Here is a 17592-nt window from a genome sequence, read left to right as displayed (position 1 = left end):
GTTTGACGGCTATCACGTTTCAGCCAGGACCGTTCTTAAAACTTGCACTATTTTACAAAAGTCTTGTCTGAATGTGTCAAAAAAGAGTGTCACCGCCCCGTTTGAGGCGGTGAACTTTACTCGCAAAGCCTATTAATTACGAGCTTTAAAAAAACTGTGCGATCAGGAAAATTGCAGGCGGGCAGGGTCGATATGGAAGAGTCTGGCAAAGTTTTGTGTCGTTTGTTGCGCCAGTTCTTCAACCGGAACACCTTTCAGTACCGCCATATACTCCGCGACATCGCGGGTCATCGCAGGCTGGTTTTCTTTACCACGATGGGGGGCCGGGGCCAGATACGGCGAATCCGTTTCCACCAGCAGCCTGTCGAGCGGTATGTAACGCGCGGCATCTCTGAGCTGCTCCGCGTTACGGAAAGTGACAATCCCGGAAAATGAGATATAGAAGCCCATGTCCAACAATTTACCGGCTGTTTCTTTGTCTTCAGTGAAGCAGTGTAGTACACCCCCGCAATCCGTCACCTTTTCTTCGCGCAGAATAGCCAGCGTATCTTCGCGGGCATCGCGCGTATGGACGATCACCGGCTTGTTCAGCTCGCGGCCAATACGGATGTGGTTACGGAAAGATTCCTGCTGCTGCGCTTTGGTTTCCGGGGTGTAGAAATAGTCGAGACCCGTCTCGCCCATCGCCACCACGCCCTCTTCCGCCGCCCACTGACGCAGGGTTTCCACTTCATAAGCCTCGTCCTGATTCAGCGGATGCACGCCGCAGGAGAAGACCACGTTATCGCGCTCGCCCACCAGATCACGCATGGCACGGTAACCCGGCAGCGTGGTGGCGACCGCCAGACAAAATTTCACGTCGCGCGCGGCGGCTTTCGCCAGCACATCATCAACGTCTTTATGCAGGGATTGATAATCCAGGCCATCAAGATGGCAATGTGAGTCAACTAAAAACATAAGATCTCTTTCAGAAGTGGGATACAGGAAGCACGGTGCCCGGTTGCAGGTAGTGCTCCCAGCATAAGAGTAGATCGGTTAACAGCAGTTCGCGATTTATGCCGGTGACGTCCAGCAACTGCCCGCGACACTGAAATACCGCCGTGATGATCGCCTGCAGGCGCGCCGTCGGCAGATGCTGCGCCAGACGGTGAACTAACGGCTGTGCGTCGACGTTGGTCAGCAGGGTCGCGCCCTGCTGCATTTTCAGCGCGTCCATCAGCAGCGAGGCCAGCCAGTGCAGGCGCTCCGCCACCTGATCGTGATTGAGCACGCCCAGCAGAGAGAGCCAGTCGGCGCTGTCCAGCGCGGCATTTACCGCGGTACAGAGCGTCTGCCGCTGGGCGGCGCTGTCAGTCTGTAACAGTTGCGCTGCCGCACCCGGCGCACCGCCGCATAACCGCAGCGCCGCAAGGCTGGCCTCAGGGCTGGCGGTGGTTTCCCGCGCCAGCCAGGCGCTGGCGTAGCTTTCTGACGGCGGGGATAAATGATGAATACGGCAGCGGCTGCGCAGGGTGGCGAGCAGTCGCGCAGGTTCGCGGCAGGCGAGGAAAAACCAGGTGTTCGCCGGTGGCTCTTCGAGCGTTTTCAGCAGGGCGTTAGCGGCCGCATCGGTGAGCAGCGCCGCGTCACTGATCCACACCACTTTCGCGCCGCCCAGCCGGGCGTGCTCATAGAGCTTTTCACTGACATCGCGCACCGCATCAATACCCAGCGACGCTTTGCCTTTTTCCGGCGTCAGGGCGTAATAGTCCGGATGGGTGCCCGCCTGCATTAACTGACAGCCGCGACACTGGCCGCAGCTTTTGTGCTCCACCGGTTGCTGACACATCAGATAGCGGGTGATGGCGTAGATCAGCGCATCCTCCCCCATGCCGGGCAGCGCGTGGATCAGTAACGCATGGTGTCCGCGTCCGGCCTGATAGCTGGCAATCAGTTGCTCAAAGTCCGGGCGTAGCCATGGATACCATTTCATGCGCCCTGCTCCCGCACCCAGCTGGTTACGGTGTGGCGGATATCGCGGATCACATCCTCAAGGGATTGAGTCGCATCGATGGTTTTGATGCTCGCGTCCTGCGCCGCCAGCTCAAGGTAGCGCGCACGGGTACGGTTAAAGAAATCCAGCGACTCCTGCTCGATGCGATCCAGTTCACCGCGGGCGCGGGCGCGTTTCAGGCCCACTTCCGGCGTGACGTCGAGATACAGCGTTAAATCCGGGCGGAAACTCCCCAGCACCGCGTCACGCAGCGTGGCGAGCATCGCGTTATCAATGCCCCGTCCGCCGCCCTGATAGGCCTGGGTGGAGAGATCGTGACGGTCGCCGATCACCCAGCAGCCGCGCTCCAGCGCCGGTTTGATCACCGTTTCCACCAGCTGCACCCTGGCGGCGTAAAACATCAGCACTTCGGCTTTATCGTTAATGATCTCATCGCCGACCGATTTAATGTCCAGCACCAGACTGCGCAGTTTTTCGGCCAGCTGGGTGCCGCCCGGCTCGCGGGTGAAGATCATCTCGCCGATGCCGAGCTGTTCAAGGGTTTCCACCACAACGTTGCGCGCCGTGGTTTTACCTGCACCTTCGAGACCTTCAATAACGATGTATTTACTGCCCATTTTTTTCCTTTAATACTTTCAGATAGTCCTGCACTGACCGGTTATGGCTGGCGAGATTGGTGTTGAAGGTATGCCCTCCCTTACCGTCAGCCACAAAATAGAGATACGGCGTTTTAGCCGGATGCGCGGCGGCCTTCAGCGAGGCTTCGCCTGGCGTGGCGATCGGGCCTGGCGGCAATCCGGTGATGGTGTAGGTATTGTACGCGGTTGGCGTCTCAAGATCGCTGCGCGACAGCTTACCGTTATATTTTTCACCCATGCCGTAAATCACCGTCGGATCGGTTTGCAGACGCATGCCAATGCGCAGGCGGTTGATAAACACCGAGGCGACGCGGTCCCGCTCGCTGGCGACCGCCGTCTCTTTTTCAATGATGGACGCCATGGTGACCAGCTGATTTTTATCCGCGTAAGGCAGTCCTTCCATCCGCCCTTCCCAGGCGCTGTCCACTGCCGTCACCATTTTCTGATGCGCGCGCTTCAACAGCGCGATATCCGTGGTATTGGCGGTATACATCCAGGTGTCCGGCCAGAACCAGCCTTCCACCCATTCCGGGTTGTCGAATTTCAGCGCGGCGGCGACGGTCTGATAACTGTCGTCCTTCAGCGTGTGCTTGATATAGGGCGCGTTACGCAGTTGGCGAAGATAATCGCTCAGGCGCATGCCTTCCACCAGCCGCAGCGGGAACTGCGCTTCTTTGCCGCTCTCCAGCAGCAACAGCATGTCGCGCACGGTCATTTTCGGCGTCAGACGATAGGTCCCGGCCTTGAAGTGCGACAGATCCGGCTCCACGCGTAACAACCACTGAAAGACGCGCGGGCGATTAATGATCTTCTCAGCATGCAGCTGATCGCCAAGGGCGATGCGGCCCGTGCCAGCTTTCAGAGTGAAAATAGTCTCTTCTTTTACAAGGATCGGGCTGTTCGCCATCTGGCGGACTTTCCACAGACCCGCACCCGCAGCGATAACCAGGATCACCGCGAGGATCAGCACGAACCGAAACAGTTTCTTCATGACGAAATCGAATGCTCACAAAGTGGGGCTAAAAATTGATACAGCGTGCGTGACGTCCACGTCCGTTCGCCATATGCACGAACCGCAATAACCGGCATTAACGCATTACAGATGAGCACTTCGTCGGCATCTGCCAGGGCTTCTTCTGCCGCATGGACTTCCACCACACGAAAGGGTGACGCCGCCAGCTGCGCAATACAGTGCTGGCGCATAATACCGTTCACGCCTGCGTGATCCAGATTCGGGGTAAAGACGTCATTGCCTTTTCGCCAGAACAGATTCGCGGCACAGCATTCCGTAATGAACCCGTCGCTGTCAAGAACCAGCGCTTCGTCGGCGGTCGTCTGCTCAAGATGAGTACGGATCAACACCTGCTCCAGCCGGTTGAGATGTTTGATACCCGCCAGATGAGGATTGCGCCCGAGACGCACCGGGCTTAAGGCGAGCCTGATGCCCTCCTCCCGCCAGCGATCATAGTGTGCAGGCAGGGGGGACACGGACAGCAGGCGCGTCGGCGCATGACAGGCGGCAGCGCTATATCCGCGTCCGCCCGCGCCGCGCGTAAGCATAACCTTCAGTACGCCCTGTTGATGGCCGTGCGCCAGATGGCGCATCTCGGCTTCCAGTACCTGCCAGTCAGTAAATGGCAGCATCAGCCGCTCACAGGCTTCACGCAGACGACGAATATGGGCCGGTAATAGCTGGACTTCACCCTGGCGGATCCGGGCTGTGGTAAAGCAGCCGTCGCCAAACTGGATAGCGCGGTCGTTCGCGGCAAGCGAGTCTTGTTCACGTCCATTTATCAAGAACATAGCGGCTCCTGTTTGCATGGCACGCCAGTCTGGCAGGATGAAAGAAGAAGGACAAGCGGAGAAAGCTGAAATGGAAATAACAAAGGCCCGCAGAGCGGGCCTTTTCAGGCTACGGGGATCAGACGCGTTTAAAGATCAACGAGCCGTTAGTACCACCAAAGCCGAAGGAGTTACACAGCGTGTACTCAAGACCAGAGACCTGACGCGCAGTGTGTGGCACGTAATCCAGGTCGCAACCTTCATCCGGGTTATCCAGGTTGATGGTTGGCGGGATCGCCTGATCGCGCAGCGCAAGGATGGAGTAGATGGACTCTACTGCCCCTGCGGCACCTAACAGGTGTCCGGTCATCGATTTAGTCGAGCTGACCATCAGGGTACGGGCTGACTCGCCAAAGATCGATTTAACGGCCTGAGTTTCCGCTTTGTCGCCGGCCGGCGTCGAGGTGCCGTGCGCGTTGACGTAACCGATTTTAGCCGGATCGAGCTGCGCGTCACGCAGCGCATTGGCCATCGCCAGTGCCGCGCCTGCGCCGTTTTCCGGCGGTGAGGTCATATGGTAAGCATCGCTGCTCATACCAAAACCCACCAGTTCCGCATAAATTTTCGCGCCGCGTTTTTTCGCGTGCTCGTACTCTTCAAGCACAATAATGCCTGCGCCGTCACCCAGCACAAAACCATCGCGCTCTTTATCCCACGGACGGCTTGCCGCTTGCGGGTTATCGTTACGCGTCGACAGCGCACGTGCTGCACCAAAACCACCCACGCCCAGCGGCGTACTGGCTTTCTCAGCGCCACCTGCCAGCATCACGTCAGCATCGCCATAAGCAATGATACGCGCCGCATGACCGATGTTATGCACGCCAGAGGTACAGGCCGTGGCGATGGAGATGCTCGGACCCTGCAGGCCAAGCATAATGGTCAGATGACCGGCCACCATGTTCACAATCGTTGACGGCACGAAGAACGGGCTGATTTTGCGTGGACCACCATTCACCAGGGAAGAGTGGTTCTCTTCGATTAAGCCAAGACCGCCAATACCGGAGCCAATCGCCGCGCCAATGCGCCCTGCGTTCTCCGGAGTGACTTCCAGGCCAGAATCCTGCATGGCCTGCCAGCCCGCAACAATTCCATATTGAATGAAGGCATCCATCTTGCGCTGTTCTTTGCGCGAGATAATGTCTTCACAGTTAAAGTCCTTTACTAAGCCAGCAAATTTCGTTGCATAGGCGCTAGTATCGAAATGGTCGATCAGGCTGATGCCACTCTGACCGGCAAGGAGAGATTTCCAGGTGGACTCTACGGTATTGCCGACAGGAGACAACATGCCGAGTCCGGTCACAACTACACGACGCTTAGACACGCTTGTCCTCCAGGGAGGGAAAAAAAGATTTTGTGGGACTAAAAGATAAAACTCAGGCGGTCGAATGACCGCCTGGAGATGTTCACTTACGCCTGGTGACCGTTGATGTAATCAATGGCAGCCTGAACAGTAGTGATTTTCTCAGCTTCTTCGTCCGGAATCTCAGTATCAAACTCTTCTTCCAAAGCCATTACCAGCTCAACGGTGTCAAGAGAATCTGCGCCCAGGTCATCAACAAAAGATGCATTGTTGGTCACTTCTTCCTGCTTAACGCCCAGCTGCTCGCCGATAATCTTCTTAACGCGTTCTTCGATAGTGCTCATACTCTTAAATTTCCTATCAAAACTCGCTTTCGCGATGGTTTTCGTAGTGTATAAAATGTTGAAAAATTTGCAACTAAATCCCGGCAGTTCTTACCACGATTTTACGCTATTTTGAGGCCTTTTGGCCTGATAACGCAAATAAAATTATTCCCTAAATGTGTTTTAGGAAATAACGTGGTTAAACCATATACATCCCGCCGTTGACGTGCAAAGTTTCACCCGTGATGTAACTCGCCTCGTCTGAAGCTAAAAATGCAACCGCATTGGCGATTTCCTGAGCGCCACCGAGGCGACCCGCAGGAACCTGCGCCAGAATACCCGCACGCTGATCGTCAGAGAGCGCACGCGTCATGTCCGTTTCAATAAAGCCCGGAGCAACAACGTTTACCGTAATACCGCGGGACGCGATTTCACGCGCCAGCGATTTACTAAAGCCAATCAGACCCGCTTTCGCCGCAGCGTAGTTGGCCTGACCTGCATTTCCCATGGTACCGACCACAGAACCGATAGTGATAATCCGCCCATGACGTTTTTTCATCATAGCGCGCATTACCGCTTTTGACAGACGGAAAACAGATGAAAGGTTGGTTTCGAGAATATCGATCCACTCATCATCTTTCATACGCATTAACAGGTTGTCGCGAGTGATCCCGGCATTATTGACCAGGATGTCCACTTCGCCAAACTCCGCGCGAATATTTTCCAGTACAGATTCAATAGATGCCGGATCGGTCACGTTTAACATCAGACCTTTACCGTTAGCACCTAAATAATCACTGATCGCCTGTGCGCCACTTTCGCTGGTTGCCGTACCGACAACTTTCGCGCCGCGGGCGACCAGCGTTTCAGCGATTGCGCGGCCAATGCCACGGCTTGCACCGGTAACCAGTGCAACTTTTCCTTCAAAACTCATGGTTTTGGTTTTCCTCTGTTATTGCTCAAGCGCCGCTGACATCGCCGCCGGCTCGTTAATGGCCGACGCTGTCAGGGTGTCAACAATACGTTTGGTCAGTCCGGTCAATACTTTGCCAGGACCGACTTCATACAGGTGCTCCACGCCCTGCGCAGCCATGAATTCAACGCTCTTCGTCCATTGTACCGGACTGTACAGCTGGCGAACCAGGGCATCACGGATGGCCGCAGGCGTGGTTTCACATTTCACATCCACGTTGTTCACAACCGGAACTGACGGAGTGTTAAAGGTGATTTTCTCAAGCTCTGCCGCCAGCTTCTCTGCCGCAGGCTTCATCAGCGCGCAGTGTGACGGTACGCTGACCGGCAACGGCAGCGCGCGTTTTGCGCCCGCCGCTTTACAGGCTGCGCCCGCACGTTCAACCGCTTCTTTATGACCGGCGATCACCACCTGGCCCGGCGAGTTAAAGTTCACCGGTGAAACCACCTGCCCTTCGGCAGATTCTTCGCAGGCTTTAGCGATGGCTGCATCGTCCAGGCCAATAATAGCGGACATGCCGCCCGTACCCGCAGGCACGGCTTCCTGCATAAATTTACCGCGCAGCTCGACCAGGCGAACCGCATCAGCGAAATCAATAACGCCCGCGCACACCAGCGCAGAGTATTCACCCAGACTGTGGCCTGCCATCATGGCAGGGGTTTTACCGCCCGCCTGCTGCCATACGCGCCACAGCGCCACGGAAGCCGTCAGCAGCGCAGGCTGCGTCTGCCAGGTTTTATTCAGTTCTTCTGCCGGGCCCTGTTGAGCCAGCGCCCACAGATCATAGCCCAGCACCGCTGTCGCTTCGCGGAAAGTTTCTTCAATCACCGGATAGTCGGCAGCCAGTTCAGCGAGCATGCCAACGGCCTGAGAGCCCTGTCCCGGGAACACAAATGCAAATTGCGTCATGTTTTTATCCTTAAATTTTAGAAACGAACCAGTGCGGAACCCCAGGTGAACCCGCCGCCGAAGGCTTCAAGCAGCACCAGCTGCCCCGGCTTGATGCGTCCGTCCCGGACGGCTTCGTCTAAGGCGCATGGCACCGAAGCCGCAGAGGTATTGCCATGACGATCCAGGGTCACGACAACGTTATCCATCGACATGCCCAGTTTTCTGGCTGTCGCGCTGATAATACGCAGGTTAGCCTGGTGCGGCACCAGCCAGTCGAGTTCACTGCGGTCGAGGTTATTCGCCGCCAGGGTTTCTTCGACGATGTGCGCCAGTTCCGTCACGGCCACTTTAAAGACTTCGTTACCGGCCATCGTCAGATAAGTCGGGTTGTCCGGCGTCACGCGATCAATGTTCGGCAACGTCAGTAATTCACCGTAGCTGCCGTCAGCGTGCAGATGGGTGGAGATAATGCCCTGCTCTTCAGACGCGCCGAGCAGCACGGCACCCGCACCATCGCCAAAAATAATAATGGTGCCACGATCCGCCGGATCGCAGGTGCGGGCCAGCACGTCGGAACCGATCACCAGAGCATATTTCACGGCGCCGGTTTTTACATACTGATCGGCGATGCTCAGGGCATAGGTGAAACCTGCGCAGGCCGCGCCCACGTCAAAGGCTGGACAGCCTTTAATTTCCAGCATGCTCTGCACCTGGCAGGCCGCGCTCGGAAAGGCGTGCGTCGCTGATGTCGTTGCCACGATGATCAGGCCAATTTCATTCTTATCAATACCTGACATTTCCAGCGCGCGTTTTGCCGCCTCGAAGCCCATGGTAGACACGGTTTCATCAGGCGCGGCAATGCGGCGTTCGCGGATACCCGTGCGCGTGACAATCCACTCGTCGGAGGTATCCACCATTTTTTCCAGGTCGGCGTTGGTTCGCACTTGTTCAGGCAGATAGCTGCCGGTACCAATAATCTTCGTATGCATGTACGCTCAGTCTTTTTCCGGTAACACAGATTCCAGGCGAGCGGCAATCCGCGAAGGGACTTGTCGCTGCACCGCCTGCACTGCCTGTTCAATCGCGACTGTAAACGCTCGCTGATTGGCTGCACCATGACTCTTAATCACCGTGCCGCGCAATCCTAACAGACACGCGCCATTATACTGGTCGGGGTTGAGGTGACTGAATCGCCTGCTCAGGCTTTTTTGTAACCAACGCTTTAATAAAATCAGCCACCACGACCGTTTTTTCCCCTCGCCCTGCGATTTCAGCAGCGAAAGGAACATTCTGACCACACCTTCCATGGTCTTTAATGTGACGTTTCCCGTAAAACCGTCACATACCAGCACATCCGTTTTGCCGGTGAGTAATTCGTTAGCTTCAAGATAGCCAATATAGTTAATCGACGGGATGGATTTTAACAAGGCTGCGGCATCGCGAATGCTGTCGAGACCTTTGGTCTCTTCTTCGCCAATGTTCAGCAATGCCACGCGGGGATGAGGAATGCCAAGCACTTCTTCCGCCATCACCGAACCCATCAACGCGAACTGCATCAGCATCGTGCTGTCGCAATCCACGTTAGCGCCTAAATCCAGCACCACCGTTTTGCCCTTCTGCTGATGCGGTAATACCGTCATCAGCGCCGGACGCTCAATGCCGTCAATCGGCCTGAGCAGGAGTTTAGCCAGCCCCATCAACGCGCCGGTATTCCCTGCGCTCACGCAGGCCTCGGCGCGCCCTTCTTTTACCAGCTCCAGCGCAACGCGCATCGAACTGCCACGGCTATTGCGTATCGCCTGCGAGGCGCGCGCATCACTGGCAATAACTGACTGCGCAGGGATAATCTGCAGACGCGAACGTTGTTCGAAATCAGCTCTGGCAAGTAATGGCGTGATTGCGTCGGGATCGCCGACTAAAAGAAGAGTGAGTTGTGAATTAGAATTCAGTGCCTGCAATGCTGCAGGCACCGTCACGGAAGGGCCAAAATCGCCCCCCATGACATCTAACGCCAGGGTTAGACGTGTCAAGGCGGTATATCCCCGCTTACACGGGGAAATCCTCACTAAGCTTCATCACGCAAAAGCGTGATTACTTAGTGATTACCTTGCGACCACGGTAGAAACCGTCAGCGGTCATGTGGTGACGCAGGTGAGACTCACCAGAAGTTTTGTCTACAGACAGGCTGGTGACTGCGGTCAGCGCGTCATGGGAACGACGCATGCCACGTTTGGAACGGGTTGGTTTATTTTGTTGTACGGCCATGGACCTTACTCCTCAATTACGGTTATCCACGTAAGAACAGGCAGAACCTGTTACTTGCGCTTTAAGCTGGCTAATACGGCAAATGGGTTTGGCTTTTGCGCTTCATCAGGCAATTCACCAAACACCATGTCCGCCTCGGACACTTCACAGTGTTCAGAATCATGCACCGGAACTACCGGCAAGGTGAGGATAATTTCATCTTCCACCAGCGCCAGCAGATCGATTTCACCAAATTCGTTGACCTGAATTGGCTCGTACGCTTCCGGGAGTGCTTCGGCCTGTTCGTCTTTGACGATCGGGCTAAAACAATACTGTGTGTAGACCTGATGGGGAAACGGCTTCCCGCAACGCTGGCATTCGAGCGTTACCGATACCTTCGCATCGCCGGTTAATACCGCCAGACGCTGGTTGTCGATAGCAAACGACATGGAGCATTCCACATCACTGTCCACACTAACTACGGATTCGGCGACACGCTCAGCCTGATCGCGAGTATAGATTCCCTCGTAATCAAGGCGTTTTTGAGCCGTACGGACCGGATCAAGAGTCAGGGGTAATTTTACCTTTTGCATAGGGCGCGCATATTAACTTTGTAATGTCATAGAGTCAAAGAAAAAGGCAGCCTGCGGTTGCCTTTTGCCAATTATTCGCACACATTGCGGCCTGTAGTTTAAAATGCCTGACCTGGTTACGCTATATAAAAGGTGGAAAAAATATGTCAAATCTCGTGCTCGCTTCCACTTCGCCTTATCGTCGCGCGCTGCTGGAAAAAATTGGCGTGCCTTTTGAGTGCACCGCCCCTGGCGTCGATGAAACGCCAAAGGCGGGCGAAACCCCGCGTCAGCTGGTGCTGCGGCTGGCGCAGGCGAAAGCGCAGTCCCTTGCCGAACGTTATCCGGCGCATCTTATTATCGGTTCCGATCAGGTGTGCGTACTGGATGGTGAAATTACCGGTAAACCGCTGACAGAAGAAAATGCTTACCGCCAGTTGATGAAGGCGCGGGGCAATATCGTTACTTTTTATACCGGCCTTGCGCTTTATAATTCCGCCACCGGTCATCTGCAAACCGAATGTGAGCCTTTCGATGTGCATTTTCGCCACCTCAGCGAGCAGGAGATCGGCGATTACCTGCGTAAAGAGCGTCCGCTGAACTGTGCAGGCAGCTTTAAAAGCGAGGGCCTTGGCATCACCCTGTTTGAACGCCTTGAGGGGCGCGACCCCAATACGCTGGTGGGTCTGCCGCTCATCGCCCTGTGCCAGATGCTGCGCCGGGAAAACAGTAATCCGTTATTATATTAATGCTTTAAGGATCACGGTTTAACACCGGCATTGCTCTATTATTCATCACCTGACTTTTTAAAACCGCGTTTTAATTTAAAGGTGGGTGATGAAATATTCAGCAAAAGCATTTCTGGCAGTGATGTTATTTGTAACCAGCGGCCCGGGTATGGCGGAAAATAAACCGCCGACCGGCATTATCGAAGGTAATCTCCCGGCCAACGTGGCGGCGTTAAAAGCGCAGATGACCTATCCCGACGCCTGGCAGTCCGGCCATTTCTCTGACTTCACCCGCTGGCAGCAGCACGCCCGCCAGCTGTTGCGCAGCGCCCTGCTGACGCCGGATTCACATAAGCCATTTGCGCCGCAGACGCTGATGGAGGAGGATCGTGGCAGTTACCTCGCCCGCAAAATCGCCCTGAATATCACCGACGACAACCGTATTAACGCCCTGATGCTGCTCCCCAAAGCAGCGGGGCCGCATCCGGCGGTGGTGTTATTGCACGATCACGGCTCGAAGTTTGATATTGGCAAAGAGAAAGTCATCCGCCCGTGGGGGGATGCCGAAACGCTCGCCAGCGCGCAGGCGTGGGCCGACAAGTTCTTCAGCGGGCGTTTTCCCGGCGATGAGCTGGCCAGGCGTGGCTATGTGGTGATCGCCATCGACAGCACCGGCTGGGGCGAGCGTGGCCCGCTGGTGTACGAACAGCAACAGGCGCTGGCGAGCAACTATTTTAACCTTGGCCGCTCGCTGGCCGGTGAAATGGCCTATGAAGATATGCGCACCGTGGATTTTCTCACCACGCTTAATAACGTCGACAGCAAACGCATTGGCGTGCTGGGCTTCTCAATGGGCGGTTTCCGCGCCTGGCAGCTGGCTGCCCTGTCGGACAAGGTGGCGGCCACGGCAGTAATTTCCTGGTTTGGCACCTATGACGGCCTGATGCAGCCGGGCAATAACGTGCTGCGCGGGCAGTCCGCCTTTTATATGCTTCATCCCGGTATGCCTGCCCATCTCGATATTCCCGATGTCGCCAGCATTGCCGCGCCGAAACCCATGCTGATTTTTAGCGGCGGCAAAGATAAGTTATTTCCGCCACAGGCGGTCGAGGATGCCTTTGCCCGCGCCCGAGAGGTCTGGGCGTCGCAACAGGCGGATGACAGATTAGTGACCAAAAGCTGGCCGGAACTCGGGCATGTTTTTTATCAGCAACAACAGGACGAGGTTTACCCCTGGCTGGATAAATGGCTCAGGCCATAAGCCCTCGTCCTGTCGGGTGTTACTTCGCGTTGCGTAACACCTGCAGGCAGTGTTTGAGCTGATCGTCCAGCGGCGCTTCGATGCGGATCGCTTCACCCGTATTCGGATGCGTAAATTTCAGCGCCGCAGCGTGCAGGAACAGGCGATTCAGACCGGTGCCGGCAAGCTGGCGATCAAAATCGCGATCGCCGTAGCGATCGTCAAAGGCGATAGGATGCCCGGCGTGCTGCGTATGGACGCGGATCTGGTGCGTACGGCCCGTCACCGGGCTACAGCGTACCAGCGTGGCATGTTCATAGCGCTCTTCCACTTTGAAGCGCGTCTCGGACGGCTTACCTTCCTGGCTTACGCGCACAATACGTTCGCCGCTTTGCAGAATATTTTTCAGCAGCGGCGCCTGCACCACTTTCACATGCGACTGCCACTGGCCGCGTACCAGCGCCAGATAATCTTTCTGCATACCCTTTTCGCGCAACTGTTCATGGAGCGAACGCAGCGCCGAGCGCTTTTTAGCGACCAGCAGGACGCCGGAGGTGTCGCGGTCAAGACGATGCACCAGCTCAAGGAAACGGGCTTCCGGACGCAGCGCGCGCAGGCCTTCAATCACGCCAAAGCTCAGGCCGCTGCCGCCATGTACGGCGGTGCCGGACGGCTTGTTAAGCACCAGAATATGATCGTCTTCATAAAGAATGACATCGCTCAGCGCCGCCACTTTTTGCAGATGGGGCGACACGGCTTCTTCATCACGTTCGGCAACCCGTACCGGCGGGATACGAATTTCATCGCCATCCATCAGTTTGTATTCCGGTTTGACGCGTTTTTTGTTCACCCGCACTTCGCCTTTACGCAGAATGCGGTAAATCATGCTCTTCGGTACCCCTTTTAACTGGGTACGCAAAAAGTTGTCGATTCGTTGCCCGGCTTCGTCAGCCGAAATAGCAACCATTTTTACGGCTGGAGTCTCTGTTTTCATGGTTGGCGATTCTAAATAGCCACGCCGAATAGCGCCACTCATTTTTCTATGCTTATATTTAGGATTACCCGGTAGGGTTTGCGCATCGTTATGCTTTTTGATGGCTTTTAGAACAATCTCGAAGCAGCGGTGAAAAAACTGTGAGTAACCGGGTGATAAATGGTAAAAGTCATCTTGCTATAACAGGGTTAGCAAGGAATAATGTTTACGCTTTCCGTGTTCAAGCTTGTTATAACAATGAATTTTACGGAATCACCAATTTTGCCCGTTCGTTCATCCACGCAGCAATGGCGTAAGACGTATTGATCGTTCAGGCAGTTAGCGGGCTGCGGGTTGCAGTCCTTACCGGTAGACGGAATCTTCTCTGGAGAGTTTTCCCAGGCTGTTCCCCGAATAATTGCGCTGTTTTTCCGTATGAAATACAGGCAACCGACACTCTGCGCCTCTTAAGCGTACGACAACCGTGAGGTTGGCGACGTGAACAGACACGAGGCCATCGGTTCACACCCGGAAAGGCGATACTCTGCCCGTAGCTTAGTCGTCAATGTAAGAATAATGAGTAAGTTACGATGAAAAGAATGTTAATCAACGCAACTCAGCAGGAAGAGTTGCGTGTCGCCCTCGTTGATGGGCAGCGTCTGTACGACCTGGATATTGAAAGTCCTGGACATGAACAGAAAAAAGCGAACATCTACAAAGGCAAAATCACCCGTATTGAACCGAGCCTGGAAGCCGCATTCGTAGATTACGGTGCCGAGCGCCACGGCTTTTTACCTCTCAAAGAGATTGCCCGCGAATATTTCCCTTCTAATTACAGCTCCCACGGTCGTCCAAACATCAAAGATGTGCTGCGCGAAGGCCAGGAAGTTATTGTACAGATCGACAAAGAAGAGCGTGGCAACAAAGGTGCGGCACTGACCACCTTTATCAGTCTTGCAGGGAGCTACCTGGTCCTGATGCCGAACAACCCGCGCGCGGGTGGCATCTCTCGTCGTATTGAAGGCGACGATCGTACCGAATTAAAAGAAGCGCTGGCCAGTCTTGAACTGCCGGACGGCATGGGTCTGATTGTTCGCACCGCCGGTGTGGGTAAATCAGCCGAAGCGCTGCAATGGGATCTCAGCTTCCGTATGAAGCACTGGGAAGCCATTCAGAAAGCCGCTGAAAGCCGCCCTGCTCCGTTCCTGATCCATCAGGAAAGCAACGTGATTGTGCGTGCCTTCCGTGATTACCTGCGTCAGGATATTGGTGAGATCCTCATCGATAACCCGAAAGTGCTGGAGCTGGCGCGTCAGCACATTTCTGCGCTGGGTCGTCCTGATTTCAGCAGCAAAATCAAACTGTACACCGGTGAAATTCCGCTGTTCAGCCATTACCAGATCGAATCGCAGATTGAATCCGCTTTCCAGCGTGAAGTGCGTCTGCCGTCCGGTGGCTCTATTGTTATCGACTCCACCGAAGCCCTGACCGCCATCGACATCAACTCCGCGCGGGCAACCCGTGGCGGCGACATCGAAGAAACCGCGTTCAACACCAACCTGGAAGCGGCAGACGAGATTGCCCGTCAGCTGCGTCTGCGCGACCTCGGCGGCCTGATCGTTATCGACTTTATCGATATGACCCCGGTGCGCCACCAGCGCGCGGTGGAAAACCGTCTGCGCGAAGCCGTGCGTCAGGATCGCGCGCGTATCCAGATCAGCCATATTTCACGCTTCGGCCTGCTGGAGATGTCCCGTCAGCGCCTGAGCCCGTCGCTGGGCGAGTCCAGCCATCACGTCTGCCCACGCTGTAGCGGTACGGGCACCATTCGTGACAACGAATCCCTGTCCCTCTCCATTCTGCGTCTGATTGAAGAAGAAGCGCTGAAAGAGAATACCCAGGAAGTTCACGCCATCGTTCCGGTGCCGATTGCCTCCTATCTGCTGAACGAAAAACGTGCAGCGGTAAGCGCAATCGAAGCGCGCCAGGGCGGTATCAAATGTGTGATCGTGCCTAACGATCAGATGGAAACGCCTCACTACTCTGTGCTGCGTGTGCGTAAGGGTGAAGAAACCTCAACCCTGAGCTACAAGCTGCCTAAACTGCACGAAGAAGCGATGGCGATGCCGTCGGAAGAAGAGTACGCCGAGCGTAAACAGCCGGAACAACCTGCGCTGGCCACCTTCGCCATGCCGGAAATTCCGCCAGCTCCTGAAGCCACTGTGGCAGCGCCGGCTGATAAGCCTGCCGCCGCCGCGCCTGCTGAAAAAGCAGCGCCTGGCCTCATCAGCCGTATACTTGGCGCGCTGAAAAAACTCTTTGCCGACGACGAACCTGCCAAACCGGCTGAAGTGAAAGCGGAAGCTGAAGTTAAAGACGTGAAGCCGGAGCGTTCACAGGAGCGTCGTAAGCCGCGCCAGAACAATCGCCGCGACCGCAACGATCGCCGTGATAATCGCGATAACCGTGATAATCGCGATCGCAATGAGGGTAACGATAGCCGCGAAGGACGCGATAATCGTGAAGCCCGCGACAATCGTGAAGGCCGCGAAGATAACCGTCGTAACCGTCGCGAGAAGCAGTCGCAGAACGGTGAAGCGCGTGAAAATCGCCAGCCGGTCGCTGCGGTTGAAGAGGCGGATAAAACCAAATCCCGTGACGAGCAGCAGCAGTCCCGCCGCGAGCGCAACCGTCGTCGTAACGATGACAAGCGTCAGGCGCAGCAGGAAGTTAAAGTGCTGAATGGCGATGAGCCGCAGCCGCAAGCTGAGCAGGATGTGGTTGAGCAGGAAGAGCGTGTGCAGACGCTGCCGCGCCGTAAACAGCGCCAGCTGAGCCAGAAAGTACGCTTCGGCGAAGCAGCCCCTGCGGTGACCGAAGAGGTTACAGACGCGCCGGTTCAGGACGCGCCAGCGGCACATACCGAAATCGCAAAAGTGGATCTGCCTGCGGTAACAGAACAGGCTGCCGGGGAAGAGTCGACGGAATCCCGTGACAATGCGGGAATGCCGCGTCGTTCACGCCGTTCTCCTCGTCACCTGCGCGTCAGCGGCCAGCGCCGTCGTCGTTATCGTGACGAGCGTTACCCGACCCAGTCGCCGATGCCGATGACCGTCGCCTGCGCGTCGCCAGAAATGGCCTCCGGCAAGGTATGGATCCGTTATCCGGTCGCCCAGAGCGTGGAACCGGTACAGGAAGAGGCTATCGTTGACAACGCGCCGGTAGAAGCCATCGCGGAGCAGATCGAGCAGACTGTACTGCCGGTTGCCGCCGCAGCTGAGCAGGCGGAAGTCGCGCAGGAAACCGTGACCACTGAAGCGCAGGCAGCAGAACCGCAGATGAGTGAGCCGCAGGTGGTTGAGCCGCAGACTCCGGTCAGCGCGCCTGAGCCGGTTGTGGTTGAAACCACCCATCCCGAAGCCATTGCCGCCCCGGTTGCAGCCGAGCCGCAGCTGATTGATGAAGCCGATGAAGCTGTCGCTGAAGAAATCATTGCCGCTGCGGAACCTGCCGCTGAAACGGAAACCGCTAAAGCGGAAGACGTTGCAGCGCCAGCAGCCCTGCCGGTTGAAGCAGAAGAGGTGAAAGCGGAGCCGGTTGCGCCGGTGAAAGCAGAAGAAGTGGCAGCGCCTGTTGCCGCTCCTGCCGCAGAGCCGGTGAAAGCGCACAGCGCCCAGCCAGCCGCCACCGCGCCTATGACCCGTGCGCCAGCGCCGGAGTATGTTCCGGAAGCGCCGCGTCACAGCGACTGGGTACGCCCGGCCTTTGAGTTCAGCGGTAAAGGCGCGGCTGGTGGTCACAGTGCAACGCATCACGCGTCAGCACCGGCCACCCGCCCGCAACAGCCTGAGTAATCCTCAGCCTGCGTAAAAAAG

The 17592-nt window shown here is 56.1% G+C and carries 17 protein-coding genes; 3 read left to right on the top strand and 14 right to left on the bottom strand.

From position 1 onward, the window contains the following. Positions 1–162 precede the first annotated feature (162 nt). The 13 genes from QRD42_RS13010 to yceD all read right to left on the bottom strand — a co-directional run bounded on the left by QRD42_RS13010 (position 163) and on the right by yceD (position 10797). Entirely contained in the window at positions 163–957 is a 795-nt protein-coding gene (locus tag QRD42_RS13010; RefSeq protein ID WP_321987296.1) for a metal-dependent hydrolase, read from the bottom strand. Positions 958–967: 10 nt separating this feature from the next. Next, on the bottom strand, positions 968–1972 hold the full coding sequence (holB, locus tag QRD42_RS13005) for a DNA polymerase III subunit delta' (protein ID WP_321987295.1): 1005 nt from the start codon (positions 1970–1972) through the stop codon (positions 968–970). Beyond that, positions 1969–2610, bottom strand: a complete 642-nt coding sequence (tmk, locus tag QRD42_RS13000; RefSeq protein WP_321987294.1) for a dTMP kinase — start codon at positions 2608–2610, stop codon at positions 1969–1971. Before tmk ends, holB begins: the two co-directional genes overlap by 4 nt. Then, on the bottom strand, positions 2600–3622 hold the full coding sequence (gene yceG / locus QRD42_RS12995; protein ID WP_321987293.1) for a cell division protein YceG: 1023 nt from the start codon (positions 3620–3622) through the stop codon (positions 2600–2602). The genes tmk and yceG overlap by 11 nt, the downstream gene beginning before the upstream one ends. Beyond that, the gene (gene pabC, locus QRD42_RS12990) at positions 3619–4434 is read right to left on the bottom strand and encodes an aminodeoxychorismate lyase (protein WP_321987292.1); all 816 of its coding nucleotides are present in this window, start codon (positions 4432–4434) and stop codon (positions 3619–3621) included. Before pabC ends, yceG begins: the two co-directional genes overlap by 4 nt. Before the next feature lie 118 nt (positions 4435–4552). After that, positions 4553–5794 (bottom strand): beta-ketoacyl-ACP synthase II, encoded by a 1242-nt coding sequence (gene fabF, locus QRD42_RS12985; RefSeq protein WP_321987291.1) that lies wholly within the window; start codon positions 5792–5794, stop codon positions 4553–4555. Positions 5795–5880: 86 nt separating this feature from the next. Beyond that, entirely contained in the window at positions 5881–6117 is a 237-nt protein-coding gene (gene acpP / locus QRD42_RS12980) for an acyl carrier protein (RefSeq protein ID WP_072568162.1), read from the bottom strand. 178 nt (positions 6118–6295) lie between these two features. Continuing rightward, positions 6296–7030, bottom strand: a complete 735-nt coding sequence (fabG, locus tag QRD42_RS12975) for a 3-oxoacyl-ACP reductase FabG (protein WP_088219643.1) — start codon at positions 7028–7030, stop codon at positions 6296–6298. Positions 7031–7048: 18 nt separating this feature from the next. Continuing rightward, positions 7049–7978, bottom strand: coding sequence for an ACP S-malonyltransferase (gene fabD / locus QRD42_RS12970; protein WP_072568160.1), 930 nt, complete (start codon positions 7976–7978; stop codon positions 7049–7051). 17 nt (positions 7979–7995) lie between these two features. Further along, positions 7996–8949: a beta-ketoacyl-ACP synthase III gene (locus tag QRD42_RS12965; RefSeq protein WP_318374552.1), complete on the bottom strand. Its 954-nt coding sequence runs from the start codon at positions 8947–8949 to the stop codon at positions 7996–7998. Positions 8950–8955: 6 nt separating this feature from the next. Continuing rightward, positions 8956–9990 carry a phosphate acyltransferase PlsX gene (gene plsX, locus QRD42_RS12960; protein WP_318364550.1) on the bottom strand — a complete coding sequence of 345 codons (1035 nt, stop codon included), beginning with the start codon at positions 9988–9990 and terminating at the stop codon, positions 8956–8958. Between the two features lie 61 nt (positions 9991–10051). After that, entirely contained in the window at positions 10052–10225 is a 174-nt protein-coding gene (rpmF, locus tag QRD42_RS12955; RefSeq protein WP_042392755.1) for a 50S ribosomal protein L32, read from the bottom strand. Between the two features lie 50 nt (positions 10226–10275). Continuing rightward, on the bottom strand, positions 10276–10797 hold the full coding sequence (yceD, locus tag QRD42_RS12950; RefSeq protein ID WP_072568157.1) for a 23S rRNA accumulation protein YceD: 522 nt from the start codon (positions 10795–10797) through the stop codon (positions 10276–10278). Positions 10798–10940: 143 nt separating this feature from the next. Between yceD and QRD42_RS12945 the strand changes: the two genes are divergently transcribed. Continuing rightward, positions 10941–11525 carry a Maf family protein gene (locus tag QRD42_RS12945; RefSeq protein ID WP_321987290.1) on the top strand — a complete coding sequence of 195 codons (585 nt, stop codon included), beginning with the start codon at positions 10941–10943 and terminating at the stop codon, positions 11523–11525. 121 nt (positions 11526–11646) lie between these two features. Continuing rightward, the gene (locus tag QRD42_RS12940; protein WP_321988760.1) at positions 11647–12765 is read left to right on the top strand and encodes a dienelactone hydrolase family protein; all 1119 of its coding nucleotides are present in this window, start codon (positions 11647–11649) and stop codon (positions 12763–12765) included. Between the two features lie 19 nt (positions 12766–12784). On the opposite strand, the gene rluC is transcribed toward QRD42_RS12940, so the two are convergent. Then, positions 12785–13738 (bottom strand): 23S rRNA pseudouridine(955/2504/2580) synthase RluC, encoded by a 954-nt coding sequence (gene rluC, locus QRD42_RS12935; RefSeq protein WP_099458760.1) that lies wholly within the window; start codon positions 13736–13738, stop codon positions 12785–12787. 569 nt (positions 13739–14307) lie between these two features. On the opposite strand from rluC, the gene rne reads away from it, so the two are divergent. After that, positions 14308–17571 carry a ribonuclease E gene (gene rne / locus QRD42_RS12930; protein ID WP_321987289.1) on the top strand — a complete coding sequence of 1088 codons (3264 nt, stop codon included), beginning with the start codon at positions 14308–14310 and terminating at the stop codon, positions 17569–17571. Positions 17572–17592: the final 21 nt, after the last annotated feature.

Origin of the sequence: Enterobacter sp. PGRG2 (assembly GCF_030291195.1) — a bacterium.
Classification (GTDB): Bacteria; Pseudomonadota; Gammaproteobacteria; order Enterobacterales; family Enterobacteriaceae; genus Enterobacter_D.
The sequence above is the reverse complement of the archived record's forward strand: the minus strand, read 5'-3'. Positions and strand labels throughout refer to the sequence as shown.